Annotated in this window: 13 protein-coding genes and 1 pseudogene; 8 read left to right on the top strand and 6 right to left on the bottom strand. The window is 70.3% G+C overall.

Annotated features, from left to right (window positions below; genetic code table 11):
• Window positions 1-83: 83 nt before the first annotated feature.
• From AB0H88_RS15010 to AB0H88_RS15000, 3 genes are all read left to right on the top strand, one after another.
• Complete coding sequence (locus AB0H88_RS15010; RefSeq protein WP_357644512.1) at window positions 84-971, top strand: hypothetical protein; 888 nt, start codon at window positions 84-86, stop codon at window positions 969-971.
• 86 nt (window positions 972-1057) lie between these two features.
• Window positions 1058-1849, top strand: coding sequence for a DUF1206 domain-containing protein (locus tag AB0H88_RS15005; RefSeq protein ID WP_357644510.1), 792 nt, complete (start codon window positions 1058-1060; stop codon window positions 1847-1849).
• Window positions 1850-1903: 54 nt separating this feature from the next.
• Complete coding sequence (locus AB0H88_RS15000) at window positions 1904-3115, top strand: dipeptidase (protein WP_357644509.1); 1212 nt, start codon at window positions 1904-1906, stop codon at window positions 3113-3115.
• A 3-nt stretch (window positions 3116-3118) separates the two neighbouring features.
• Here the strand turns inward: AB0H88_RS15000 and AB0H88_RS14995 are convergent, their stop codons facing one another.
• Together AB0H88_RS14995 and tnpA are read right to left on the bottom strand one after the other, a co-directional pair.
• The gene (locus tag AB0H88_RS14995; RefSeq protein ID WP_357644784.1) at window positions 3119-4075 is read right to left on the bottom strand and encodes a diacylglycerol kinase family protein; all 957 of its coding nucleotides are present in this window, start codon (window positions 4073-4075) and stop codon (window positions 3119-3121) included.
• 169 nt (window positions 4076-4244) lie between these two features.
• A pseudogene (tnpA, locus tag AB0H88_RS14990) lies at window positions 4245-4680 on the bottom strand (IS200/IS605 family transposase).
• Window positions 4681-4701: 21 nt separating this feature from the next.
• Between tnpA and AB0H88_RS14985 the strand changes: the two are divergent.
• From AB0H88_RS14985 to AB0H88_RS14975, 3 genes are all read left to right on the top strand, one after another.
• Window positions 4702-5847: a transposase gene (locus AB0H88_RS14985; RefSeq protein ID WP_357644507.1), complete on the top strand. Its 1146-nt coding sequence runs from the start codon at window positions 4702-4704 to the stop codon at window positions 5845-5847.
• Window positions 5848-5984: 137 nt separating this feature from the next.
• Window positions 5985-6731, top strand: a complete 747-nt coding sequence (locus AB0H88_RS14980; protein ID WP_357644505.1) for a phosphatase PAP2 family protein — start codon at window positions 5985-5987, stop codon at window positions 6729-6731.
• On the top strand, window positions 6718-7398 hold the full coding sequence (locus tag AB0H88_RS14975; protein ID WP_357644503.1) for a phosphatase PAP2 family protein: 681 nt from the start codon (window positions 6718-6720) through the stop codon (window positions 7396-7398). Before AB0H88_RS14980 ends, AB0H88_RS14975 begins: the two co-directional genes overlap by 14 nt.
• A gap of 7 nt (window positions 7399-7405) precedes the next feature.
• On the opposite strand, the gene AB0H88_RS14970 is transcribed toward AB0H88_RS14975, so the two are convergent.
• On the bottom strand, window positions 7406-7882 hold the full coding sequence (locus AB0H88_RS14970; RefSeq protein WP_357644501.1) for a hypothetical protein: 477 nt from the start codon (window positions 7880-7882) through the stop codon (window positions 7406-7408).
• A gap of 152 nt (window positions 7883-8034) precedes the next feature.
• On the opposite strand from AB0H88_RS14970, the gene AB0H88_RS14965 reads away from it, so the two are divergent.
• Together AB0H88_RS14965 and AB0H88_RS14960 are read left to right on the top strand one after the other, a co-directional pair.
• Window positions 8035-9474, top strand: a complete 1440-nt coding sequence (locus AB0H88_RS14965; RefSeq protein ID WP_357644500.1) for an MFS transporter — start codon at window positions 8035-8037, stop codon at window positions 9472-9474.
• Between the two features lie 90 nt (window positions 9475-9564).
• Window positions 9565-10731, top strand: coding sequence for an acyl-CoA dehydrogenase family protein (locus AB0H88_RS14960; protein ID WP_357644498.1), 1167 nt, complete (start codon window positions 9565-9567; stop codon window positions 10729-10731).
• Between the two features lie 115 nt (window positions 10732-10846).
• Here AB0H88_RS14960 and AB0H88_RS14955 read toward each other — a convergent pair whose 3' ends face one another.
• From AB0H88_RS14955 to AB0H88_RS14945, 3 genes are all read right to left on the bottom strand, one after another.
• Complete coding sequence (locus AB0H88_RS14955; RefSeq protein WP_357644496.1) at window positions 10847-12178, bottom strand: M1 family metallopeptidase; 1332 nt, start codon at window positions 12176-12178, stop codon at window positions 10847-10849.
• A gap of 126 nt (window positions 12179-12304) precedes the next feature.
• Window positions 12305-21898 carry an amino acid adenylation domain-containing protein gene (locus AB0H88_RS14950; RefSeq protein ID WP_357644494.1) on the bottom strand — a complete coding sequence of 3198 codons (9594 nt, stop codon included), beginning with the start codon at window positions 21896-21898 and terminating at the stop codon, window positions 12305-12307.
• Window positions 21895-26598 (bottom strand): amino acid adenylation domain-containing protein, encoded by a 4704-nt coding sequence (locus tag AB0H88_RS14945; RefSeq protein ID WP_357644492.1) that lies wholly within the window; start codon window positions 26596-26598, stop codon window positions 21895-21897. Before AB0H88_RS14945 ends, AB0H88_RS14950 begins: the two co-directional genes overlap by 4 nt.
• Between the last annotated feature and the right edge of the window lie 106 nt (window positions 26599-26704).

Raw genomic sequence — 26704 nt, 5'->3', positions numbered from 1 at the left:
TGTTCCCCTCCTCGTGCCTTACAGTCGCCCCCTACCCAGAGGCGGCGCGAGGTCACACCGCTCGGCCTCCTACGATACGGCGCATGACCGCGCACGGATTCACGCTCACCGCCGAGGGCCCGTTCGACTTCGGTGCCTCGCTGCGCTTCGTCGAGGACTGGCCGGCCACCAGCGCGCTGCCCTCCGACGGGCGGGCGCTGCGCTTCGCCTACTGCGCGGAGTCCGACTGGCTGCCCATCGGCGTGACCGTGACGGCCGCGCCGGCCGGGGTCGCCGTCACGACGACGCGGGCCGCCGGGCCGGGCATCCGGGGCGAGGTGGCGCGCATCCTCTCCCTCGATGTGGACGGCGCCGGTTTCGCCCGGCTCGGCCAGGACGACCCGGTGCTCGGCGACCTGCAGCGGGCCCGGCCCGGTCTGCGGCCGGTGTGCTTCTGGAGCCCGTGGGAGGCGGCGTGCTGGGCGGTGATCGTCCAGCGCTCGTCGATGCTCATCGCCGCCCGCCTCAAGCAGCGCATCGCGGAGCGGTACGGCGCGAAGGTCACCTTGGACGGGCAGGTGTACCCGGTCTTCCCCCCGCCCGTGACGCTGCTGGAGGCCGGCGGCCTGGGCCTGCCCGCGCAGAAGGAGGAGTGGGTGCGCGGGCTGGCCCGCGCGGCGCTCGACGGCCTGCTCACCACCGAGCACCTGCGCGCGCTCGCCCCGGAGGAGGCCCTGTCCGAGCTGCGGGCCCTGCCCGGCGTGGGGCCGTTCTCCGCCGGTCTCATCCTCATCCGCGGCGCGGGCGCCCCGGACGCGTTCCCGGGCGACGAGCCGCGCCTGTTCGCGATCCTGCGTGAGGCGTACGGCCTGCCGGAGGACGCGCCGCCGGCCGCCTACCGGAAGCTGGCCGAGGCGTGGCGGCCCTACCGCTCCTGGGCCTCCTTCCTGTTCCGGGCGTCCACCTACGGCGTCATGGACGATCGGGACTGAGCGCCGTCCCTGGTCTCCTCGGGTGAAGGTCTAGAGCGCGGAATCCGGGGCAGTCCGTGGGTCTTTGACGACTCTCGGGAGATTCCATGAGCGAAACTGAGGCGATGGCACGCCGGGCGGCAGACAGCCCGGTTATGGACAAACTCGCGCGGGTTGGGCTGGTTTGTCGTGGCGTGCTCTATGGGCTGATCGGGGTGCTGGCGATCCAGATCGCGTTCGGCAGCGGCGGGAAGCAGGCCGACAAGAACGGGGCGATCAGTACGGTGGCCGCGCTGCCGTTCGGGGCCGTGCTCTTATGGATCATGGTCGTCGGGTTCGCCGCGCTGGCCCTGTGGCAGGCGTCTGAGGCGATCTTCGGCGCCCACAAGCTCAAGGACCGGGTCGAGCCGGCCAGCCGGACCGTGGTCTACGTGGTCATCTGCGCCGCGCTGCTGACCATGCTGCTGACCGGCAAGACCGGGTCCGATGACAAGCGGTCCCAGGATCTGACGGGCAAGCTGCTCGCGCTGCCGGCCGGGCAGGTCCTCGTGGGCCTGATCGGGCTCGGCATCGTCGCGCTCGGCATCTACTGGGTGCGGTACGGCATCAAGAAGGAGTTCCGCAAACAGCTCAGGCCGATGCCGCCCCGGGCGGGCGCGGTGATGAACCGGCTGGGACTCGCCGGGTACATCGCGCGTGGCCTGATCGCCGGCCTGGCCGGGGTCTTCGTGATCCAGGCGGCCATCACCTTCGACCCGGACAAGGCCGGGGGCATCGACGCGACGCTCAGGGCGTTCGCCGACACCCCGGCGGGGCCCTGGCTGCTGGCGGTGGTGGCGCTGGGGCTGCTGCTGTTCGCCCTGTACTGCTTGGGAGAGGCCCGCTGGCGGCGTACCTGAGCCGGACGTAGGTCGATCCGCCACGACGAGGTGCCCTGTGATTGGCTGATCGGCATGGAAGCACCTTCTCTGACCACGTCCACCGACTCGTTGCGGCGCGTCACCGAGCTGCTACGTGAGCATCCGCTGATCGACGGGCACAACGATCTGCCCTGGACGGCGCGCCAGCTCACCGGCTATGACTTCGACCGGCTCGAGATCAGCGGTGACACCTCCGATCGGACCCATACCGACCTGCCCCGGCTGGCGGCCGGGATGGTCGGCGGGCAGTTCTGGTCGGTTTTCGTGCCGTGCGGGCTGCCCGGTGGGCAAGCGGTCACCGCGACCTTGGAGCAGATCGACTGCGTACGGGCCATGGTCCGGCGCTACCCCGACCAGCTGGCCCTGGCGACCACGGCCGACGAGGTGGAGCGCGTCTTCGCCGGCGGGCGGATCGCGTCACTGATGGGTGCCGAGGGCGGTCATTCGATCGACAACTCGCTGGGGGCGCTGCGGATGCTGTACGCCCTCGGCGTCCGCTACATGACGCTGACCCACAACGACAACACCCCCTGGGCCGACTCCGCGACCGACGAGCCGGTGAACCACGGGCTGTCGGCGTTCGGGGAGGAGGTCGTGCGGGAGATGAACCGGCTGGGCATGCTGGTCGACCTGTCCCACGTCTCGGCCGACACGATGCGCCACGCCCTGCGCGTGACCCGGGCGCCGGTGATCTTCTCCCATTCGTCGGCACGCGCGCTCTGTTCCACGCCGCGCAACGTACCGGATGACGTGCTGGAGAGGCTGGCGGGCAACGGCGGGGTGTGCATGGCCGTGTTCGTGCCCTCCTTCGTGTCGCAGGCCAACTGGGAGTGGCGGCAGGTCGCCACCGACGCCGCCCGCACGGCCGGGGTCGACACCCATGACTACGAGGCGACCCACGAGTACCTGGCCACCTGGGAGAAGTCGCACCCCAAGCCCGCTGTCACGCTCGACGACGTGGTGGCGCACCTGGAGCACATACGGGAAGTGGCCGGCATCGACCACCTCGGCATCGGCGGCGACTACGACGGGTGCGACGGGCTGCCCGACGGCCTGGAAGACGTGCGCGGCTACCCTCGGCTGTTCGCGGCCCTGGCCGACCGGGGCTGGTCGGACGCCGACCTGGCGAAGGTGGCCGGGCGCAACGTGCTGCGGGCGCTGCGCGGCGCCGAGGCCACCGCCGCCGGCCTGCGGAATCGCGAGGAGCCGAGCACGGTACGGTTCACCGCGCCCGCCGGCTCATAACGACTACCCGTCCCAGCTCTCGTCCGAGCGCCCACCCAGCCGCTCGCCTGAGCGCTCGTCAGAGCGCTCGCCTGGGTGCTCGTCCGGCGGAAGGCAGATCGTGAGCGCGCCCGGGACGGCCTTCGCCTTGAGGCAGGTGGTGGCCTCGCGGTCTCCGCCGTCCAGCTCGTACGTCAGCGGAGCGCCGAACCGGGCGGACACCTTCCTGGCGCGGGTGATCCGGACGAACGGGGAGTCGTCGGAGCGTCCCGTGGCCATCCTGCCGATCACCCGGGCCCACTGGACCGGCCCCTGGGCGGTGGAGACCCCGACGTCCAGCCAGCCGTCGTCCGGCCGGGCGTCGTCGAACGCCTCGATGCCGCCGGCGATCGTGCTCACGTTGCCCAGCAGCAGGCAGCTCGCCTCCCCGTCGAACCAGGTCGTACCATCAATCTTGATCTCCATCGGCACCAGCGGCCCGCCGACGTGCCGGACGGCAGCCTTGACGTAGCTGAGCTTGCCGAGCCGCTCCTTGGCCTGCCGGTCGGCGTCGGCGATCATCTCGGCCTCGAACCCGGCGCCCGCCATCACCGCGAAGTGCTCGCCGTTCAGCACTCCCAGGTCCAGCTTCTCGCGCCGGCCGTGGAAGCCGATGCGTACCGCCTCTTCTAGGTCGATGGGGATGCCGATGTTGTTGGCGAACAGATTCCCGGTCCCCGCCGGGAGGACCGCCATCGGCACGCCGGAGCCGGCCATCACGTCGGCGCACCGTTGCACCATGCCGTCGCCGCCCCAGACGAACACCAGATCGGCGCCCCGCTTGAGCGCCTCGCGGACCTTCTTCCGCGCCTTCTTGCTCTTGGGCACCTCGTACCAGAGGAGCTCGCCGACGTCCTCTTCGGTGATGAGCACGCGCAGCCTGTCCAGGCCTGCGCCGAGGGTCTTCTTGCGGTGCGCGACGACCGCCACGATGGGAGACATGGTCACCGGACTACCCCTGGGGCCGGTTTTCAGCGGAATCTGGCGTGGAACCCCGGGCGTTTATGTTTACGCCCGGGAGGAAACGTATGTTTACGCCCGGGAGGAAACGGCAGCGCGGGAGGGCCTCCAGGCCCGAGCGGTGCCGTGATGGCCTGTTCATGTGAGCGGATCAATCCGGCTGTTTGTGGTTGTCGATGTACTCGTTGATGATCGGCTGTGGGTGTCGCCGCGGGTGGCGGCGAGGTAGGGCGGGGACCGGAAGTGCCCGTCCCGCGGATGTCGGCGCATGTGCGGGCCGAACTCTTTGCCCAGGGGCCGGGCCGAGACGCTCTTGAGGGAGTTGACCAGGGCCGACAGGGCCACTTTGGGCGGGTAGCCGACCAGGAGGCGCACATGATCATGTGGTCGTGCTCGCCGTTGAACGCGGCCAGGACGACGCCGAAGGTGTCACATACCTCGATCATGATGGCTTCACAGCGGCGCAGTATCTCCTCGGTGAACACTTCGCGCCGGCATATGGGGATGAAGACCAAATGGGCGTGGAGGCGGCAGACGACGGTGCGGCCCCAGCGAATACCGGGATCGGATTCCCGCCGCGGTGGCAGGGCCGAACGATAATGTGTTCGATGATGAGGCTGGTGGTGCAGGTCAAGCTCCTGCCTACGCCCGAGCAGGCGGCGGCGCTGGAGGCGACCCTGCGCGCGGTCAACGCCGCCGCCTGCCATGTCTCCGCGCAGGCCTACGACCAGCAGACCTTTCGCAACTACGACCTGCGCAAGCACACCTACACGCAGATCAAGGACGAGTACGGGCTGGCCGCCCAGGCCGCGCAGCACGTCATCAAGAAGGTCGCCGACGCCTACGCCACCCTGCACGCCAACCTGCGGGCCGGGAACCTGGGGCAGGAAGGCTCACCACGCCGGACCCGCGCCACATCCAAGCCGATCACCTTCCGGCCAGATGCGGCCCAGCCCTACGACGACCGGTGCCTGTCCTGGCAGATCAATGTCCGCACCGTATCGATCTGGACCGTGGCGGGCCGAGTGAGAAACATGGCGTTCACCGCCTCGCCCGACCAGATCGCGATGCTGTCGGCACACCGCAAGGGCGAATCGGACCTGCTCTTGCGGGACGGCATGTGGTTCCTGATCGCCACCTGCGACCTCCCCGACCGGCCGGTGACCGTCCCTGACGGCTTCCTGGGCGTGGATCTGGGCATCGTCAACATCGCCACCACCAGCACCGGCAGCCGACACTGCGGCAAGGGCTTGAACGCTGTCCGCCACCGCCGGCGCGAGCTGCGCCGTCGGTTGCAGGCCAAGCAGACCAAGTCCGCCAAGCGACTGCTGAAAAAGCGGCGCCGGGCCGAGGCGCGGTTCGCCGCCAACACCAATCATGTCATCGCCAAGCAGATCATGACCGAGGCAGAACGCACCGGCAACGGCATCGCCCTGGAAGACCTCCAGGGCATCCGGGACCGGGTACGGCTTCGCAAGCCCCAGCGGGTCACACTGCATTCCTGGAGCTTCCACCAACTGGGCAGCTTCCTCGCCTACAAAGCGGCCCGCGCCGGGATCGCCGTCATCCACGTCGATCCGGCCTACACCTCCCAGCAATGCTCCTCGTGCGGGCACGTGGACCGCAACAACCGGCTCGACCAAGCCTCCTTCTCCTGTACGTCGTGCGGCTTCGCTGAGCACGCGGACGTCAACGCAGCCCGCAACATCGCCGCACGCGGTGTGGCGGGCTGGGCAGTGAGTCACGCTGCCTGACGCGGACCACACCGTCGAAGCCATCGACGGCGAGGAGCTGCAAGCTCGGTCGCTTACGGCCGAGAAGCTGACGCAGGAATCAATGGCCGCTGTCTGGGTAGCCGAGCGCGACTGCCTACCAAGGGAGGATCAGGACAGTGAGCCGCCAATGGGTCAAAGCTCGCGTCGATCCTGACCGCAGCCTGGGACTGCGGCTGACGATCGCCAGCCTCGCGGTGGCGCTCATCATGATCCCGTTCAGCCTGCTGCTCGTCGTGGCCAAGATGCCGGTCAACGGACTGGACAAACAGGTCGCCGAGGATCTGCACGAGTACGCGGTTACCCATCCAGGTGTGACCAGGGTGCTGACCGTATGGACGGATCTGTTCGGCCCGTGGCCGTGGCGCATCGCGGTCATCGCGTTCGCCGCCTGGCTGTGGTACGAGGGCGCGCGACGGCTGGCCGTCTGGGCGATCGCCACCATCACCGTGGGCGGGCTGCTCGGCCTAGCGCTCAAGATCATCACTGCCCGCGCCAGACCGCACCTGCCGGACCCCGTCGCGCTCGCGCCCGGCGACTCCTTCCCGTCGGGCCACGCGGTCAACGTGACACTCGGCGCGGGAGTGGTGGTCCTGCTCCTCCTGCCCATGCTGCCCCGATGGGGGCGGCGCGTGACCTGGGCCGTCGCCTGGTTCTTGGTGCTGTCGGTCGGTTACACCCGGATCGCGCTCGGCGTGCACTGGGTGAGCGACGTGGTCGCCGGGATCATCCTGGGCGTGGCCGTGGTCGCCGCCACCGCGGCGGGATTCGAGACGTGGCGGCGCGAGCAGGGCCGCAGGCCCAACTCGCCGCTTGCCGAAGGAGTGGAACCCGAGTCAGAGAAGGTGACCCATGACCAAAGCTGAGCACGTGAAGTATTACGCGCTGACGATCTTATTGCCGATGCTGCTGATGGCCGCGGTGACGTTCGGTGTGGGCAAGCTGATCGTCGCCTGGCCCACCGGTGAGGCGGAGGTGAGCCGGAGCCTGGCCGCCGGACGTACCCCGCTGTGGAACACGCTCACCGACTTCGGCACCAGCCTCTCGGACACCCCCTACATCGTGGCGCTCACCGTGATAGGCGCGATCGTCTTCAGACTCGTGTACAAGCGCTGGCGGGAATCGATCTTCCTGATCGCGGCCGTCTGGAGCCAGTCGCTCATCTTCCTGGCCACCACCACGCCCGTCGGCCGGCACCGGCCGCCGGTACAGCACATCGACCCGGCCCCGCCCACCTCCAGCTTCCCGTCGGGACACGTCAGCGCCGCGGTCGGGTTCTACTGCTCGGTCGCGCTCATCCTGAGCATGCACGTCCGCAACAGGGCTCTCCAGGTGGTGATCTGGGTGCTCGGCGTCGCCGCCCCGCTCATCGTGGCCTTCTCCCGCCTGTATCGCGGCATGCACTTCCTCACCGACGTCATCTGGGGCCTGCTGCTCGGCATCGGCTGCGTCGTGATGGCCGCTCGGGCGATCTTGTACCGGCGTGAGAGGCAGCGGGAGCATCAGGTCTCGGAACTCGTCCGACCGGCGTAGATGGCTCCTACTTGAGCACGCGGCCGACGAGCTTCCCGCCGTTCCCGGCGACGGCCAGGCAGTAGGCCGTTCTGTACTTCGGCCACTCCTGCTCCAGCGGCATGAGTGAGATGAAGCCGACCTCCTCCCTCCTCGACGCCACGTACCGCATCCTGGGCCCGCAGCCGTTCTCGGCCAGCCGTCGTATCTCGGCTGTGCCCGGCCAAGGACCGTCGGCGATGACGTACATACCCCCGTACTCCGCCGAGTGCGGCACAGCACAAGGCACCACGGTCACCATGAAGCTCTCGGGCATGGGCTCAATGCAGTCGCCAGGGCGCAGTTCGGTGGCGTGATACACCACCCCGGCCGGGCTCGCCGCCTCGCCGGAAGATGTGGCGGACGGGGCGGGCTGCGCCGCCACGGCGGGGGTCGGCGCTACGCCGGGACTGCATCCCAGGAGTGCGGCCAGCAGGCAGGCGCCCGCGAATAAGGGACGGGTCATGGGACCGGATGATGGCAGCTGAAGATCACGCGGCAGTTTCGCTGGGTCGTGCCCTGAGACCAGGCAGGCTACGTCCTGAGACCAGGGCACAACCTGCCTGGTCTGCTTCGTGGCACGTTTGCGAGCCGGCCTCGGGGTAGCGAGTTGACTTCATGAGCGACCTGGAGACTGGCACCATCACCACCAAGGTGCCGGCGAGACTCGATCGGCTGCACTGGTCACGCTGGCACTGGATGATCGTCATCGGCCTCGGCACCGTCTGGATCCTGGACGGGCTCGAAGTGACCATCGTGGGCAACCTCTCGGCCCAGCTCGCCAAGCCCGGAAGCGGCCTCGACATCACGCAGGCGCAGGTCGCCGGCCTGGCCGCCGCGCTGTACGTCGCGGGCGCCTGTTCGGGTGCGCTGTTCTTCGGCTGGCTGACCGACCGGTTCGGCAGGAAGAAGCTGTTCCTGATCACGCTGGTCGTCTACCTGGTCGCGACCCTGATGACCGCGTTGTCGTTCGACGCTTGGTGGTTCTTCCTGTTCAGGTTCATGACGGGCTTCGGCATCGGCGGGGAGTACGCGGCGATCAACTCGGCCATCGACGAGCTGATCCCGAGCGCCCACCGGGGGCGGATCGACATCATCATCAACGGCAGCTACTGGCTCGGGGCGGCGGGCGGCGCCCTGCTGACCGTGCCGCTGCTGAACGATCTGCCGGTCAACATCGGCTGGCGCGTCGCCTTCGGGCTGGGTGTGGTGCTCGGTTTGGCCATTCTGCTCGTACGGCGGCACGTACCGGAGAGTCCGCGCTGGCTGTTCATCCACGGCCGTGGCCAGGAGGCCGAGGAGATCGTCGACGACATCGAGCGCCAGGTGGGCGGGGACCTGCCGGAGCCGGAGCAGTCGATGACGATCCATCAGCGCAGGTCCATCGGGTTCGTCCGGATCGCGCACACCATGGTGGCGCTCTACCCCAAGCGGACGGTGCTCGGCCTGTCGCTCTTCATCGGCCAGGCGTTCCTGTACAACGCGATCACCTTCGGGTACGCGCAGATCCTGTCCACGTTCTTCAAGATCGACACGCATACGGGCTACTACTTCGCGGTCATCGCGGTCGGCAACTTCCTGGGCCCACTGCTGCTCGGGCGGCTCTTCGACACGGTCGGCCGGGTCCCGATGATCTCCGCCACGTACATCGGATCGGGGCTGTTGCTCCTGGGCACGGCCTGGCTCTTCAACCAGGGGATGCTCACGGCGGTGACGCTGACGGCCTGCTGGTCGGTGGTGCTGTTCGTGGCCTCGGCGGGGGCCAGTTCGGCGTATCTGACGGTCAGCGAGATCTTCCCGATGGAGACCCGGGCGATGGCCATCGCGTTCTTCTTCGCCATCGGCACGGCGGCGGGGGGCATCGCGGGCCCGCTCGTCTTCGCCCACCTGGTCGAGACGGGCGTGCCGGGCGACACGGCGCTGGCCTTCTCGATCGGCGCCATCATCATGATCGTGGCGGGTCTGGTGGAGCTCTTCCTGGGGGTCAAGGCCGAACGCAAGGGCCTGGAGGAGATCGCCACTCCCCTGACGGCCGCCGAGGCAAGCCAGGCGGCATGAGGCCGGCTTGCTACCAGCTATGGACAACGTGCCGCCAACGTGATCTGACGGAGTAAGAGCGTCAACGATCACGAACAGGAGCACCTGGACATGAGCGACACACTGCGACTCCACACCGCCGGCCCCGCCCTGCTGGAGCGAGCCCGCGACCTGCGTCCGCTGATCGAGCGTGAGGCGGCCGCCGCCGAGGCGCAGGGCAGGCTCACCACCCCCGTCGTGGATGCCCTGCATGAGGCTGGACTTTTCGGTATATGGGTGCCGACGCCGCTCGGCGGCGCCGAGTTGTCCCCCAGGGAGCTGCTCGCCGTCTTCGAGGAGCTGTCGTACGCCGACCCCTCGACCGGCTGGGTGGTCATGGCCACCACCCTGGAGAACGGTACGGCCGGCGCCTACCTGGGCGACGAGGCCGTCGCGCGGATCTTCACGGGCCCGCGGATGCCGATCATCGCGGGTCAGGGCACCCGGCCGGGCACCGCCGTACGCGAGGACGGCGGTTTCCGTCTGAGCGGCCAATGGGGCTTCGCCTCGGGCATGCCGCACGCCCAGTACGCCCACAGCCTGGGCGCCGTCGAAGGCACCGACGAGGCCCGGATCTTCATCACCCCCATCGAAGACGTCAAGATGCTCGGCAACTGGGACGTCCTGGGCCTGCGCGCGACAGGCAGTATCGACTACGCCATCGAAGGCGCGTTCGTACCGGAGTCGCAGACGCACATCTTCACGCACAACGAACCGCTGCGCGGCGGCGCGATCTTCCGGCTCGGCGTCCTCGACCAGGCGCTGATCTGTCACTCCGGCTGGGCGCTCGGCGTCGGCCGCCGGCTGCTCGACGAGCTGAGCCGCTACGCCGGAGCACGGGCCGGGCGGCCGGGCCAGATCGCCGACAGCGATGCCTTCCACGCCGACTTCGCCCGCGCCGAAGCGACGTACCGCGCGGCCAAGGCCCTGGTGCACGAGACGTGGGACGACACCGAACGCACGCTGGACGCGGGACGGACCCTCGACGTACGCGAGGAGACGATGGTGCGGCTCGCGCTCAACCACATCACCTCGACGATCGCCGAGGTGGCCCGGTTCGTCTACGCGTCGGGCGGCACCTCGGCGCTGCGGGACGGGTTGATCCAGCGGCTGTTCAGGGACGTCCATGCCGGCACCCAGCACATCACCTCGGGCCCGCAGGTGCTTCAGGAGTGCGGCCGGGAACTGGCCGGGCTGGCACCGGGCCAGTCCTGGATGCTCTTCGCTCTGGAGGAGTGAGGGGTGTTTTCGGGACCGTCCCTGCACGGGTTCGACCCGGACTGGACGCTCGAAGACGTCACCTCTCCCGGCAGCGCTCGTTCGAGATCGACTTCACGCTGACCCGGCAGGACTCTTAGATGCGGTGCGTGGTCCAGAACGACGACAGATCGATTGTCGTCGCGGCCTGGGCGGCGGCCTTGAAGTCGGCCACCGTGGAGATGCCGTACCAGTGCGAGGCGGCGTAGTCGTGCAGGAGCGTCTGCATGGCCGAGGTGCCGATCAGGCGGCGCAGGTCGTGCAGGGCGCACTTGCCGTAGGTGTAGACGACCGTGCCGTAGCGGCTGGAGTGGGCGTCCCAGTAGGCCATCGAGTTGCTGATCTTCTCGGCCGACGACTGCCAGGAGACGCTGTTCCAGCAGTTGGTGCCGCTGATGCCCTGGTAAAGGTCGGTGGCGTAGTCGGCGAAGGACTCGTCCAGCCACGGGGTGTTGTACTCGTCGTCGCCGACGATGCCGTACCACCACTGGTGGGCCAGCTCATGGGCGAGCGCCGTGGAGCTGACCAGGTCGAGCACGAACCCCGGATACTCCATGCCGCCGAACCAGAAGTTGTTGTCCAGGACGACGTCGACCTCGCCGTAGGGATAGGCGCCGAAGCGGCCGGCGTGGGCGACGAGCGAGTTCTTGGCGGTGTTCATCATCGAGGTGGCGCTGGCGGCGCTGATGCCGCTGACGCGGTAGACGTTCACGGTGACGCCCGTGGTGGTCGTGCCGGTGGTCTTGGCGAACGCGCCGGCCGCCCAGGCGAACTCGCGGACGTGACTGGCGGTCGCGGTGGTGATCGTCCGGCCGGAGGTGCCGGGGGTGTCCACGGAGGTGCCGGTCGCGGGGAGGAGCAGCGAGCTGGGGTGGTCCAGGGTGACCCGGTAGTCGCCGGCGAGCTGGTAGAAGGACTCGCCGTTGTTGGTGTACGGGTCCAGGTGCCACCCGGCGCCGTCGCGTACGGCCAGGACGGGGAGGGCGTTGCCGATGAAGTTGTACGCGCCGTCGTGGCCGAACCGGTCGGCGCCGCTGGGCACGACGATGCTCAGGTCGAAGCCGACCGCGCCGTTCTGCCCCTGGGCCAGCGGCGCGGGGAGGGTGATCTTCAGCGCCGTGCAGGCGACGGTCAGCGAGCCGGCCGTACCGCCGGTGACGTTCGTGACCGTGATCGGGGTGGACGGGCAGCTGCCGTGGTAGTTGTCCCACAGGCGCAGGTAGACCTCGGTGAGGGGGTCGGCCGACAGGTTCGTGAAGCTGACGCTCTCGTGGCCGGTCCAGGTGGTGCCCGAGGCGTTGCTGGTGAGGTTCACGGTGTAGGAGGCCGAGCCCGGGGTACGGGTCGCGTCGACCGCCCAGGCGGGCGCGGGGAGTCCGGCGGCTAACGCGATGGCGATCGTGCAGAATGTCAGCATTCTTCGGATCATGGGCTGGCTCCTTGTGTGACGCTCGGGCCCCCGATCTGCCGACGAAACGTAACTTCCTCCGTCAGGACCGTCAATATCCCCGGCAGGTGGACTTCCCGGTACGACACCGCCGTACCGGGAAAGGGATCAAGCGACCAGCTGCTTGTCGGCCGCCCGCTGGATCAGGTCCTTGTCGGTGATGATCACCGCGTCGGGGATCGCGTCGGGCAGGTCGTCCTCCAGGAAGCGGACCGGCCGGTAGCGGTAGGCCGCCAGGCCGATCAGCACGGTCACCGCGCCCGCGACGAGGGTGAGCAGGGCGATGCCCCTGCCGTGCGCGGCGCCCGCGATCGGGTCGAAGACCCGCTCGACCAGCGGCCCGGCCAGCAGGAACCCGACCGGGACCATGGCCCAGCCGAGCATCAGGTTCGTGGCGATGACCCGGCCCTGGAGATCGAGTCCGACCTTCTGCTGCACGATGGCGAACCAGTGCGCGTTCAGCAGCGCGGTGAACAGCCCGACGAAGAACAGCCCGATCGCGGGCAGCGCCGGATGGGGCGCGATCCCGATGACGGCGAAGGAGACGCCCAGGGCCATGAAGCAGCCGAGGATGCCGTACGTGCGGCGGGCCAGGCCCCCGGTCACCGCCATGATCACGCTGCCCACCAGGAGCCCGATGCCGGTCATCGAGAGCGCTATGCCCAGGCCGCGGGTGTCGGTGAGGCTGAGCAGCAGCGGCGTGGACAGGACCTCGACCATGGCGAAGGGGAAGTTCAGGAACGAGGTGAACAGGATGATCGCCAGGAGCCCGTGCCTGCGGGTGATGTAGCGCCAGCCGCCCGTCATCTCCTGCCAGAACGTCTCCTCCCGCTTCTTGAACAGCGTGTTCGGGAAGCGGACCGCCAGGGTCACGGTGACCGCGAAGGCGAAGGTGGACAGGTCGATCACGACGATGCCGTGCAGCCCGATGGCGGCCACGAGCGCGCCACCCAGCAGCGGCGCCAGTACGGTCCCCGCCGCCTGCCCCAGCTGGGCCAGGCCGCTGGCTCTGCCGTAATAGCGTTTGGGCACCAGCTGGGCCACCGCCGCCATGTAGGCGGGCTGGTGGAAGGCCGTCGACACCGCGCCGACGGCGACGATGAGGTAGACGTGCCAGAGCTGGAGCCCGCCCGTCCACAGCAGGGCGGCCAGCGAGGCGGAGGAGACCCCGGCCGCCGAGTCGGCGGTGATCATGACGAGCCGGCGGTTGAAGCGGTCCGCCACGGCTCCGGCGATCGGCGCCAGCACGACGGCGGGCAGCAGCGCCATGACCGAGACGATGGCGAACATCGCGATCGACTGTGTCTGCTGGTAGACCCACAGACCCAGGCCGAACGTGGTCAGCCCGGTGCCGATCAGCGACACCAGCTGGCCGAAGGCCACCAGGAAGAACGTCTTCAGGCTGGCCTGCTGGTAGCGGGGCGGCAGCGGCGCCGGGGACCGGTCACCGCCATCGAGGATCTCGGCCAGCTCGGGCGCCTGGTGCTTCTGGAAGTAGTGCCCGGCCTTGGGGATCACCTCCAGCGACACCTTGTCGGAGAAGGCCTCCCACTCGCGGAAGCGCTCCTCGTACAGCTCGGTGGCGCGGTCGCTCTCGCCGACCACGCAGACCAGCGGTGCGGACAGCTTCTTGATGGGCGCCTGGTAGAGGTCGGTGTAGTAGTCCTCGCCCTCCTGCGTGTCGTGGAGGAAGACGCCCATGATGAAGTCGCGCTCGCCGGGGTCCAGCGCTTCGGTGAAGAAGCCCATGGCCCGCAGGAACTCCAGCGCCTGCCGCTTGGAGGTCCACCGCTCCATCGGGAAGACCTTGCGGAACCAGGCGAAGGTCTTGCCCGGCAGGCGGGGCGCGGGCAGGTGCCCGCCGATGACCACCTTCTCCAGGCCGACGCCTTCCTCCTCCAGCCTGCGCGCCAGCTCGACGGTGAGCGCGCCGCCCATGCAGTGGCCGTACAGGGCGAGGGGGCCGTCGACCTTCTCCTTGATCTCCTTGACGCAGCCCTCGACGAGCTCGTGGAAGGGCAGCACGGGCTCGCCGGGGTTGCCGGTCTCGTGGCCCGGCGGCTGCAGCGCGAGCATGGAGATGTGCTCGGGCAGGGCCGAGGCCAGCGGCTGGTACGTGATCGCGCCGCCGCCCGCGAACGGCACGCAGACCAGGGTCAGCGAGGCCGCGGATCGTGGCGGCGTCAGTTCATGCAATAACCCGATATTTCGGGATGATCCGTCCAGTGTGGCGAAGGTGCGGATGGTGGGGTTCTTGAAGAGGTCCAGCACGGTCGCCTGGATCCCCGAGTCCCGTACGGCGCGCACGGCCTTGAAGGAGTCGCCGCCCAGCGCGAAGAAGTCGTCGTCGATCCCGATCCCCTTCACGCCCAGGATCGCCGACCAGAGCTCGACCAGCTTGACCTCGGCCGGCGTCCGCGGCGCCGCGCCCTCAGCGCGTACCTGAGCGACCGGCTCGGGCAGCGCCTTGCGGTCCACTTTGCCGTTCGGGGTGAGCGGCAGCGCGTCCAGCAGCACGAACGCCGAGGGGATCATGTAGTCGGGCAGCTTGCGCCGCAGGTATTCGCGCCAGTCTTGCTCGGAGTCGGCGGCCAGGTAGGCGGCGATGCTCTTATCGTCGTCCGAGCCGCGCACCACCACCGCCCCCTCGCGGACCGCGGGATGCGCCAGCAGGAGCGACTCGATCTCGCCCAGCTCGATCCGGTAGCCGCGGACCTTCACCTGGCCGTCGGCCCGGCCGAGGAACTCGATCGAGCCGTCGGCCCGGCGGCGGGCCTGGTCACCGGTCCGGTAGAGCCGGCGCCCGTCGCGCCAGGTGATGAAGCGTTCGGCCGTCAGTTCGGGCTGGCCGAGGTAGTCGCGGGCCAGACCCGCCCCGCCGATGTAGAGCTCGCCGACCACGCCGGTGGGCACCAGTTGCATCGCGGCGTCGAGCAGGTGGATCCGCGTGTTGGCGATCGGGTGGCCGATGGTGATCGGCCCGTCGGTGACCCGGGTGAGGGTGGACCAGATCGTGGTCTCGGTCGGACCGTACATGTTCCACAGCTCGGCCACCCGGCCGCGCAGATCGGCCGCCAGGTCGGCGGGCAGCGCCTCGCCGCCGCACAGGGCCTTCAGGTCCGGCTTGCCCTCCCAACCCGACGACAGCAGCAGCCGCCAGGTCGCCGGGGTGGCCTGCATGACCGTCGCGCCGTCCAGCAGGGCGGCCAGCCGTAGCGGATCGTAGGCCGCCTCGCGGCTCGCGATCACCACGTGCCCGCCGACCGTGAGCGGCAGGAACAGCTCCAGCACCGAGATGTCGAAGGCGGTCGTCGTGACGGCCAGGAGCGTGTCCTGGCCGGTCAGGCCGGGCTCGCGGCTCATGGAGGTGAGGAAGTTGACCACCGAGGAGTGCTGGACGCGCACGCCCTTGGGCCGCCCGGTGGAGCCAGAGGTGTACAGGACGTAGCAGGGGTTCTCCTGGGTGGCCAGGGCGGGCAGCCGTTCCGGGCTCTCGCCGTCGCCCGCCTTCGGCACGACCTCCTCGTCGGCCAGGATGAGCTCTCCCTGGTAGCCGGTGTAGCGCCCGGCGAGCTCGCGCTCGGTGACCAGGACGCCGATGCCGGAGTGGTCCAGGATGTAGTCCTGACGGTCCTGGGGGTACATCGGGTCGAGCGGCACGTACGCGCCGCCCGCCTTCAGCACGCCGAGCAGGGTGACCAGCATCGTGGCCGAGCGCTCCATCGCGACGCCCACCAGCGTCTCGGGCCCCACCCCCGCCGCGCGCAGCCGCCCGGCGACCCGGTTGGCCTGCCCGTCCAGCTCCCGGTACGTCAGTGAGGCGCCCTCGAAGGTGACGGCCACGGCGTCGGGCGTCCGGTCGGCCTGGGCCTCCACCAGCTCGTGGACGCACAGGTCGGGCACCTCGACGTCCTGGCTGTCCAGCTGCTCGGCCAGCTCCTCGCCGGTGAGGAAGTCCAGCTCGGACAGCGTGCTCTCGGGCGCCGCGACGATCGCCGACAGCAGGGCCTCGTAGTGCCGGAGCAGCCGCTGGACCGTGCCGGCGTCGTAGAGCGCGGTGTTGTACTCCAGCCTGCACTCCAGCTCGTCGTCCTGCTCATTGTCGTAGAGCTCGTTGACGTAGAGCACCAGGTCCACCTGGGCGGTGCCGACCTCCACGGCCAGCTCCCTGACGGCCAGCCCGGCCATGTCCAGGTCGCTCTTGGGCAGGTTGAGCAGGTTGAACAGCACCTGGAAGAGCGGGTTGCGCGACAGGTCCCTGGGCGGGTCGAGCTCCTCCACCAGCCGTTCGAACGGCACGTCCTGATGGGCGTAGGCACCCAGCGCGTATTCGCGTACCTGCGCCAGGAGTTCGGTGTACCGCAGGCCGCCGTCCATCGTGGCCCGCATGACCAGGGTGTTGATGAAGCAGCCCGCGATGCCTTCGAGCTCGGGGCGGGTGCGCCCGGCCACCGGCGAGCCGACGCAGATGTCCTCCTGGCCGCTGTAGCGGTACAGCAGCGTGTGGAGCGCGGTCAGCAGCGCCATGTAGAGCGTGGCGCCGCGCTCTTGGCTCAGCTTCCGCAGCCCTTGGGCCAGCTCCGCGGGCAGTACGTGGGTGGCGACCGCTCCCTCGAAGGTCTGCATCGGTGGGCGCGGCCGGTCCGTGGGCAGGTCCAGGCTGTGCGGGATGCCGCGCAGCCGCTCCTTCCAGAAGCCGAGATCGACGACCTGGGCCCGCTGCCGGCGCGCGTAGTCGCGGTATCTGACCTGCGGCTCGGGCAGCGTCTCGCCGTTGTACAGCGCGACCAGCTCGCTCCTCAGCAAGGTGATCGACCAGCCGTCCACGACGATGTGGTGGAAGTTGAGCGACAGAACGTGGTGATCCGGGGCGAGCCGCAGCAGCCGGGCGCGGAACAGGGGCCCGTGCGCCAGGTCGAACGACTCGGCCGCGGCCTCGCTCAGTGCCCGCTCGGCGTCGTCGCAGTCCTCGACCGGCAGCGGCGTCTCCCCCGCGGGCAGCACCACCGGCACCGGCTCACCGTCCGGGGCGCGGAAGACGGTCCGCAGCGACTCGTGCCGCCGCACCAGCTCGCCCAGGGCGCCGTGCAGCCGCGCCACGTCCAGCTCGCCCCGCAGGTCCAGCGCCGTGGCCACGGCGTAGGCGGCCGAGCCGTGCACCTGGTCGATGAACCACATGCGCCGCTGGATGAACGAGACGGGAGCGGGCTCCTCGCCGACCGGGATCACCTCACGGAGGCCCGCCAAGGCGACGACCGGCGTCACCCCAGGTTGGCCCACCGAGGCGACGACCGGCGCCACCTTACGGTGGTCCGCCGAGGCGACGGCCGGGATCGCCTCGCGGGAGGCCGCCGAGGCGACGAGCGCCCGCTGGCCGCTCAGCGTGGGGTGGTCGAAGACCGCCTCGATGGGCAGGCCGAGGCGGGAGGCGAGCTGGGTGGCCACGAGGGAGTCGCCGCCCAGGTCGAAGAAGTCGTCCTGCGGGCTGGTGGGCGCGAGGCCGAGCACATCCCGCCAGACGGCGGCGACCATGTCGAGCTCCTGAACCGCCTCCGCCACCGGCGCGGCCGCGACCTCGAAGCGCCGGGTGCGGGGCTCGATCCAGTAGCGGCGCCGCTCGAACGGATAGGTGGGCAGCGGCACCCGCCTGCCCGGTGGGCTGAACGCCGTCCAGTCGACGTCGGCGCCGTTGACCCACAGCCGCCCGACGGCCTCCAGCAGGGCGGTCCGCCCGCTGTCCGGCTCGGCGAGGGCGAGGGGGGCGACCGTCGCCTGGCCGCCCTGGCGGCGTACCAGGGTGGTCAGGGTACGGCCCGGCCCCGCCTCCACCACGGCGGCGTCGGCCGCCACGAGGGCGCGGGCGCAGTCGGCGAACCGCACGGTCTCCCGCAGATGGCGCACCCAGTAGGCGGGGTCCTTGGTCTCGGCGCCGGACGCCCAGCCCCCGGTGACGTTGGACAGGTACGGCAACTCGGGCGTGCCCAGCCGCACCGAGGCGACCTCGGCGGCGAAGGCGTCGAGCACCGGATCCAGCATGGCGGAGTGGAAGGCGTGGGAGGTGCGCAGCGTGCGGCAGGCGACACCCTGCCGTTCCAGCCGCCGCTCCACCTCCGCGATGGCCCCCTCCGGCCCGGCCAGGACGCACATCTCGGGGGTGTTGACCGCCGCGAGCGAGACGTCCACGCCGAGCAGGTCACCCACCTCGGACTCGGGCAGCGGCACGGCCAGCATCGAGCCGGGGGGCAGGGTCTGCACCAAACGGCCGCGCGCGGCGACCAGGCGCAGGGCGTCCTCCAGGGTGAAGACCCCGGCCAGGCAGGCGGCGACGTAATCGCCGATGCTGTGCCCGGCCATCATCGCCGGGCGGACGCCGCGCTCGATCAGCGCGCAGGCGAAGGCGTACTCCGTGACGAAGAGCGCGGGCTGGGTGAGCCAGGTCTGGTCGAGGTCCCAGGCCTCGCCATACAGGACTTGGCGCAGGTCGAGGCCGAGGTAGGGCTCAAGGATGCCGGAGCAGGTGTCGACGGTGGCGCGGAAGACCCTCTCCGATCGGTACAGACCCGCGCCCATCCCCCGGCGTTGCGCGCCCTGGCCGGGGAAGACGAAGGCGACCTCACGTGGGCGTGACTCGCCCGTGACGAGCCCGGCCGCCAGCGCCGACCGGCGGTCCTCGACGATCAGGATGGCGCGGTGCCGCAGCTGACGGCGGCCGTGCCGGAGCGTGGCGGCGACGTCGCCCAGGTCCGTGTTCGGACGCGCGCGCAGGTGGGCGCGGAGCCGCGTGGCCGTCTCCTCCAGCGCCGAGTCACTGGCCGCCGACAGGATGAGCAGGTGCGGGCCGAGCGCCCGTGGGGCGAAAGGCCGGGTGGCGGGGAGCTGCGCGGGTGCTTCTTCCAGCACGACGTGGGCGTTGGTACCGCCCATCCCGAAGGCGCTGACGCCCGCCCTGCGCGGCCCCGGCTCCTGCGGCCACTCCGCACTGGCGGTGGGCACGTAGAACGGGCTGAAGTCGATGCGCGGGTTGGGCGTCGCGAAGTTGACCGTGGGCGGCAGCGTGCGGTGCTTGAGCGCCAGTACGGTCTTGATCAGCCCGGCCATCCCGGCGGCGGCGTCGGCGTGGCCGATGTTGGACTTGATCGAGCCCAGGGCGATCCGCCGATCACCGGTGAAGACCTGGGACAGCGCCGCGACCTCGATGGGATCGCCGAGCGCGGTGCCGGTGCCGTGCGCCTCGATGTAGCCGATCGTGCCGGGGTCGACGCCGGCTGAGGCGAGCGCCGCGGTGATGACCTCGACCTGGCCGTCCACGGCCGGCGCGGTGTAGCCGACCTTCCTGGTGCCGTCGTTGTTGACCGCGGAGCCGCGTACGACGGCGTGGATGGTGTCGCCCGCGGCGATGGCGTCTTCCAGCCGCTTGAGCACGACCACGCCCACGCCGCCGGCGCCGATCGTGCCCTGGGCCTCGGCGTCGAAGGGACGGCAGTGGCCGTCCGGTGACCCGATCCCGCCGCTCTGGTAGACGTAGCCGCGCCGGGTCCAGGCGTTGACCCGCACCGCCCCGGCCAGCGCGACGTCGCAGTCCCCCGCGATCAGGCTCTGCCTGGCCAGGTGGAGCGCGACCAGCGAGGTGGAGCAGGCGGTGTTGACGCTGATGCTCGGCCCGCGCAGGTCGAGCTTGTAGGAGGTCCGGGTGGGCAGGGAGTCCTTGTCGTTGCCGAGCATGACCTGGTAGTCGCCGACCGATTTGAGCACGTCGGGCGCGGCCAGCAGGTTCTCGATGAGATAGCTGCTCATCGCCGAGCCGGCGAAGACGCCGATCTGCCCCGGGTGACGGGCGGGGTCGCAGCCCGCGTCCTCCAGCGCCTCCCAGGCGCTCTCCAGGAACAGCCGCTGCTGCGGGTCGAGGATCTCGGCTTCGCGCGGGGTGAACTCGAACAGTGTGGCGTCGAACAGGTCGATGCCGTCCAGTACCGTACCCGACCTGACGTAGGCGGGGTCCGCCAGCCGGCCGGGGTCCTCGCCGTCGGCGAGGATCTCCTCGTCGGTGAAGTCCTGGACGGCTTCCACACCGTCGCGAATCGCCGCCCATAACTCCTCGGGCCCTGTGGCGCCGGGGAAGCGGCAGGCCATGCCGACGATGGCGAGCGCGCCGCCGGCGGCGGGCGCGGTGGTCGAGACCGTCGCCGGCGCCGGGCCGTCGACGCTCAGGTAGGCGGTCAGTGAGGCGATCGTCGGGTACCTGAACAGGTCGGTGACCGTCAGGCTGAACCGCTTGCGTAATCGCTCGTGCACCTTGAGGACCAGCAGTGAATGGCCGCCCACCTCGAAGAAGTTGGTGTCGGGGCCGAAGGCGTCGGTGCCCAGTGCCTCGCGCCAGGCCTGGGTGACGAGCCGGGAGATCTCGTGGCGCGGCAGCTCACCCGGCAGTTCTCTCGGCGTCTCGTCCCCGCTCATCGCCCCGGCCAGCACCTGCTGGAGGTCGGCGACCAGGCCGCGGATCGTGCCGGCGTGGAACAGGTCCGTGTTGTACTCCACGAGCCCGTCCAACGTCTCGCGGACGCCCACGGTCAGGTCGAACTTGGCCGTGTGCTCGGATATCTCGACGGAGGTGACCGTCAGGCCGGCCAGGTCCAACGCCGCCGTGGCCTCGGGCAGCATGATGAACATCGTCTGGAACACCGGGGGGCGGTCCAGGCGGCGCTCCGGGTTGAGCTCCTCCACCAGCCGCTCGAACGGCATCCCCTGGTGGTCGTGGGCGTCGAGCACCGCCTCCTTGACCCGCTCGACCACCTCGGCGAACGACGGCTCGCCCGACAGGTCGGCGCGGATGGCCAGGGTGTTGGTGAAGAACCCGATCAGGCCCTCGTACTCGATCCTGTCCCGGTTGGCGATGGGCGTGCCCACCACCAGGTCCAGCCGGCCGGAGCGCCGCGAGAGCACCACCAGATAGGCCGCGAACAACACCATGTACGGCGTGGCGCCCAAGCCGCGGCAGTAGGCCGTGAACTCCTCGCGCGGAAGGTCGAGGGAGAAGGGCAGCTCGGCGCCCGCGTACGTCTGGACGGCCGGCCGCGGCAGGTCCGTCCGCAGCTCGGTGAACGGCGGCGCGCCCGCCAGCCTCTCTCGCCAGTAGGCCAGATCCCCGCTGTAGTCCTTCTCCCGCTGCCAGATCGCGTAGTCGGGGTACTGCTGCGACAACGCCGGCGGCTCCTGGCCGTTGTAGAAGGCGCTCAGCTCCCGGCGCAGCACGTCCAGCGACCACGCGTCGGCGACGATGTGGTGCAGCAAGAGGTGCAGGACGTGCTGCTCCGCGCCCTCGCGCACCAGGTGGGCGCGGATGAGCGGGCCGGTGGTCAGGTCCATCGGCGTGCCGTCCTCGGCGTCCGCCAGATCGACCGTGAGCGAGCCGGCCACGATCTGGTACGGGCCGTCCTCGTCCATGGCGAAGGTGGTGCGCAGGCTCTCGTGCCTGGCCACCAGGGCGTTCAGCGCGCGGTGCAGCGCTTCGCGATCGAGCGGGCCCTCGATGCGGAAGGCGAGCGGTATCAGGTAGTGCGCGGCGCCCGGCGCCATCTTGTCCAGATACCAGGCGCGCAGTTGGGTGAAGGACATCGGCAGCCGATCGGGCCTGGGCCGCTCGCTCTGCTGCTTCTTCTTGCGTAACGCGTCCAGGAGTTGCCGCTGCTGGGCCGACAGGCTCATTGATCACCTTCCATCGAGCGCAGCAGGGCCGCGGCCTCTTCGTCCGAATACGCGGCGACCATCAGATAGAGCTCCGCGGCCGCCTCCACGTCCGGCGACGTGAACGTCGCGCCCAGCTCGGCGACGGTCGGGTGGGCGAAGAGCGTCCGCAGCGGCACCCGCACCTCCAGCGCCTCGCGCATCCGGGAGGTGATCTGGGTGGCGTTGAGCGAGTTGCCGCCCAGCTCGAACAGGTTGTCGTGCCGCCCGACCGGCCCGCCCAGCACCTCCTGCCAGATCGCGGCGATGGCCTGTTCCACCGGGGTGGCCGGGGCCGTGACGATCCGCGCGCTCCGGCCTGGCTTCGGCAGGGCCTGCCGGTCCACCTTGCCCGCGGGGCTCACCGGCAAGGAGTCCAGCGCGACGAAGGTGCTCGGCACCATGTACTCGGGCAGCCGTTCGGCCAGGTAAGGGCGCAGCTCGGGGGTACCGTCGGCGACCACGTAAGCCACCAGGGCGCCTTCTCGGACCATGACGAACGCCTCCCGGACGGCAGGGTGCTCGGTCAGCACCGCGGCGATCTCGCCGGGCTCGACCCGGTAACCGCGGATCTTGACCTGGTCGTCCGCGCGCCCGAGGAACTCGATCTCGCCCGCCTCGTCGCGGCGGGCCAGGTCCCCGGTCCGATAGAGCCTGCGCCCGTCCCGCCAGGTGATGAACCGTTCCTGGGTCAGCTCGGGCTTGCCGTAGTAGCCCCTGGCCAGGCAGGCGCCGCCGAGGTGCAGCTCGCCGGGGACGCCGTCGGGCGTCTCGTGGCCCAGGCGGTTCAGGATCGGCGTCTGGACGCCGGTGACCGGCCTGCCGATGGGTGGCAGCCGCGGCCAGCTCTCCGGAGGGCCGGTGAGCGTGTGGGCGATGTCGATGATCGCGCCCTCGGTGGGGCCGTACTGGTTGTGCAGCGTCATCCACGGCCTGATGAAGCGCTCCAGTTGCGGCGTGACCTGGAGCTGCTCGCCCGCGGTGATCACCTCGCGCAGCGTGGCGGGCGGCTCGATCCCGACGCCGGCCAGCGACTGCAGCGCCACGAAGGGGAGGAAGATCCGCTCCACCCGGGTCCGGGCGATGTGGTCGAGGAGGGCGGCCGAGTCGCTCCGCACCTCGTCGCTGACCATGATCAGCGTCCCGCCGTACGCCCAGGTGCTGAAGATCTCCTGCACCGAGACGTCGAAGCCGAGCGCGGTGAACTGCAGGCTCCGGTACGTACCGCTGTGCCAGGCCATGAGGTTGGCGACCGGGCGGTGCGGCATCGCCACGCCCTTGGGCTGACCGGTCGAGCCCGAGGTGAACAGGATGTAGGCCAGGTCGTCGGGCGTGACGCCACTGTCCGACCGGTGTTCCGGCTGGTCATCAAGGTCGGTGTCGACGTGGACGGACCGCTCGTGCGGCAGTGCGCCGGCCAGCGCCTGGTGCGTCACCAGGACCGGGGTGTCGACCTGGCCGAGCACCTGGGTGAGGCGCGCCTCGGGGTAGGAGGGGTCGAGCGGTACGTACGCGCCGCCGGACTTCAGAATGCCCAGCAGCGCCACGGGCAGGTCGAGCGAGCGCCGTACGTGCAGGGCGACCGGCACCTCCGGGCCCACCCCCAGCCCGCGCAGCAGGTGCGCCAGTTGGTTGGCCCGCCGGTCGAGCTCGTCGTAGGTCAGGGCGGCGCCGTCGAACTCGACGGCGACCGCGTCGGGCGTTCTGTCCGCCTGCTGTTCGAAGAGCCGGTGCAGGCACTGGTCGGGACCGCGACCGGCGGGCTCGTGCCGCCGGGCGAGCAACGTGGAGATCGGCGCGGCCGGGTCGGCCGCCACCTGCTCCAGGACACGCAGGTAATGTCCCAGCAGGCGCTCGGCGGTGGCGCGCTCGAACAGATCGGCGGCGAACTCCAGGCTCATCTCCCGCCCGTCGGCGTAGAGCACCAGGTCGGCCTTGGCACCGCCGTTCTCCACCTCCTCGAGCATCCGGAAGGTCACGCCGTCGCCCCGCTTGATCTCCAGCGGCTCCTGCATCGCGAACATCACGTCGAAGGGCGGCCGGCCGTCGGGGCAGAGCTCCCGGACGATCTCTTCGAGCGGCACGTCCGTAGGCGTGGCCAGGACCGTCGCCCGCACCTGTGCCAGCAGGCGCTCGAAGGTGGGGTCGCCCGCCAGGCCGGTCCTGATCGGCAGCGTCTCCACGAAAAAGCCGATCATGGACTCCGCGCCCGGCGTCTCCCTGCCGGAGAACGGCACGCCCGTCACGAGGTCGTCCTGGCCGCTGTAGCGGTGCAGCAACGCCTGGAAGGCCGCGAACAGCACCATGAACGGGCTGGCCCCAGCGCTCCTGCCCAGCGACTCCACCTCGGCGAGCAGCCCGTCCGGCAGCGTGGCCCGGACCCGGCCGCCGGGCCGCAGCGGCCCCGTCGATCCCGGGCGGTCGGCGGGCAGCCCCAGCCGCTCGGGCGCGGACTCCAGGACCTTCCTCCAGTACGGCAGGCCGTCGAGACCCTGCCTGCGCCGGTATGGCCCGCCCGGCGTGGGCAGGGTCTCCCCCGCGTAGAGCCGGGCCAGCTCGTCCAGGAAGACCCCGGCCGACCAGCCGTCGAAGGCGATGTGGTGCACGGTCACCAGCAGCCGGTGCCGGTCGTCGGCGAGCCGGAGCAGCAGCGCCCGCAGCACGGGACCGTTCCGCAGGTCGAAGGGGTCCCGGGCGGCGTGCCGGGCCAGCGCGTCCACGCTACGCGGGGTGGCGTCCATGACCTTCATCGTGATGAGCCCGCCGGCCGGCTCGACGATGACGGGCACCGGCTCGCCGTCGTGCTCTTCGTAACGGGTGCGCAGGGATGGGTGCCGGCGCACGATCTCGTTGATCGCGTGCTCCAGGCGGCCGGTGTCGAGGGGGCCGTCCAGGGCGTACAGGATGGGCACGTTGTACTGCGCGCCGGGCGCCACCTGGTCGATGTACCAGAGCCGGCGCTGTGCGGGCGTGAGCCCGTCCTCGGTGGCGGTCGGCGCCGCCGACTGCGGCAGGCCGTCGATCGCGCGGGCCAGCGCGGCGAGCGTGGGGTGTTCGAAGAGCATCCGTGGCTCGACCGGCCTGTTCAGCCTCTCGCAGGCGCGGGCGGCGATGCGCATCGCCAGCAGCGACTGGCCGCCCAGCGCCAGGAAGTCGTCGTCGGCGCCGATCGGCCCCGCCTCGAGGACGTCCCGCCAGATCTCGGCGAGCAGTTCCTCGGTGGGGGTGCTGGGCGGCGTGATGGAGCGGGGCTCGCGGACCGGGGCGGGCAGTGCGGCGCGATCCACCTTGCCGTTACGGGTCAGCGGGAGCTCGTCCAGGAAGACCCAGGCGGTGGGGATCATGTAGTCGGGCAGGAACCTGCGCAGGTGGGCGCGCGCCTCCTGCTCGGTCGCCGTGCCCACGAGGTAGGCGACCAGTTCGTGGCCGCGGACGGCGGTGGTGGCGGCGCGGACCCCTTGGTGCCGGCCGAGCACGGTCTCGATCTCGCCGAGCTCCACCCGGTTGCCGCGAATCTTGACCTGGTCGTCCGCCCGGCCCAGGAACTCGAACTGGCCGGCCTGGTCACGGCGGGCCAGGTCTCCGGTGCGGTAGAGGAGCCGCCCGTCCTGGTCGTGGACGAAGCGCTCGGCCGTGAGGTCGGGGCGGTCGAGATAGCCCAGGCCGACGCACACGCCGCCGAAGTAGATCTCGCCCTCCTCGACCGGCCGCATCCTCTCATCCAGGAGGTGGACGGTGACGCCGGGCAGCGGCGAGCCGAGCGCGGGCGGACGGCTCTGGCCGGCGGAGACCGGCACCTCGCCGACGATCGCCATGACGGCGCATTCCGCCGGGGCGTAGACGTTGAACAGCCGGAAGGGCAGCTCGGGTCGCGGGTAGGTGGTGAGCCGGTCGCCGCCGGTGCTCAGCGTCGCCAGCCTGGTCTGCTCCGGCCAGGACAGTCCGAGCAGGCCCTCGGCGATGGGAGTGGGCGCGAAGCAGGTGGTCAGCTCTTGATCCACGATCCAGTCGCGCAGCGCGGGCAGCGAGAGCCTGGTCCGCTCGCTGGGAATGACGATCGTGGTGCCCGCGGTCAGGTACCGCCAGATCTCCCAGACCGACGCGTCGAAGTTGGGGCTGGTGAGCAGCGGGGCCCGGCCGCCGGTTCCGAAGGTCTCGTGCGACCACCTGATCAGGTTGGTCAGCGCGCGGTGGGGGACGAGCACGCCCTTGGGCGTTCCCGTCGAGCCGGAGGTGTGGATCACGTACGCGAGATCGCCGGGCTTGACGTCCGGCAGGGGTGACGCCTCCGCCACGCCGGGCGTGTCGATCACCGGGATGCCCTCGGGGACCAGAGCTCTCCACTCCGGCGCCGTGACCACGGCCGCGGCTCCCGCCAGCATGGTATGGATCCGCTCGGCGGGCGTGGTGGGGTCGATCGGCGCCAAGGCGAGGCCCGCCTTCATCACACCGAGCTGGCCCGCGACCAGCCGGATCGAGCGGCCCGCGAGCACGGCCACCCAGGACTGCCTGGTCGTCGTGAGACGAAGCAGCTGAGCGGCGATGCCGTTCGCGAGGCGATCCAACTCTCGGTAGGTGAGGTGTTCTTGACCGCCCGAAACAGCGATCCTGACAGGAGATGTGGACAGCCGATCTTGGTAAAGCCGCAGTACAGATGCTAAATGTGGTGCATCCAATGTCATGCCTACCGATTGTGAGTTTTGCCACTTTTTGGGCACGCCGCGGAACAGGATGACCTGGTCACCAGATTCGTGTCAACCCTCCTTGGATCATGCGCCCCTGGTGACC

The organism is Nonomuraea sp. NPDC050680, from assembly GCF_040654555.1.
Taxonomy (GTDB): Bacteria; Actinomycetota; Actinomycetes; order Streptosporangiales; family Streptosporangiaceae; genus Nonomuraea.
This window is presented reverse-complemented; position numbering and strand designations above follow the sequence as displayed.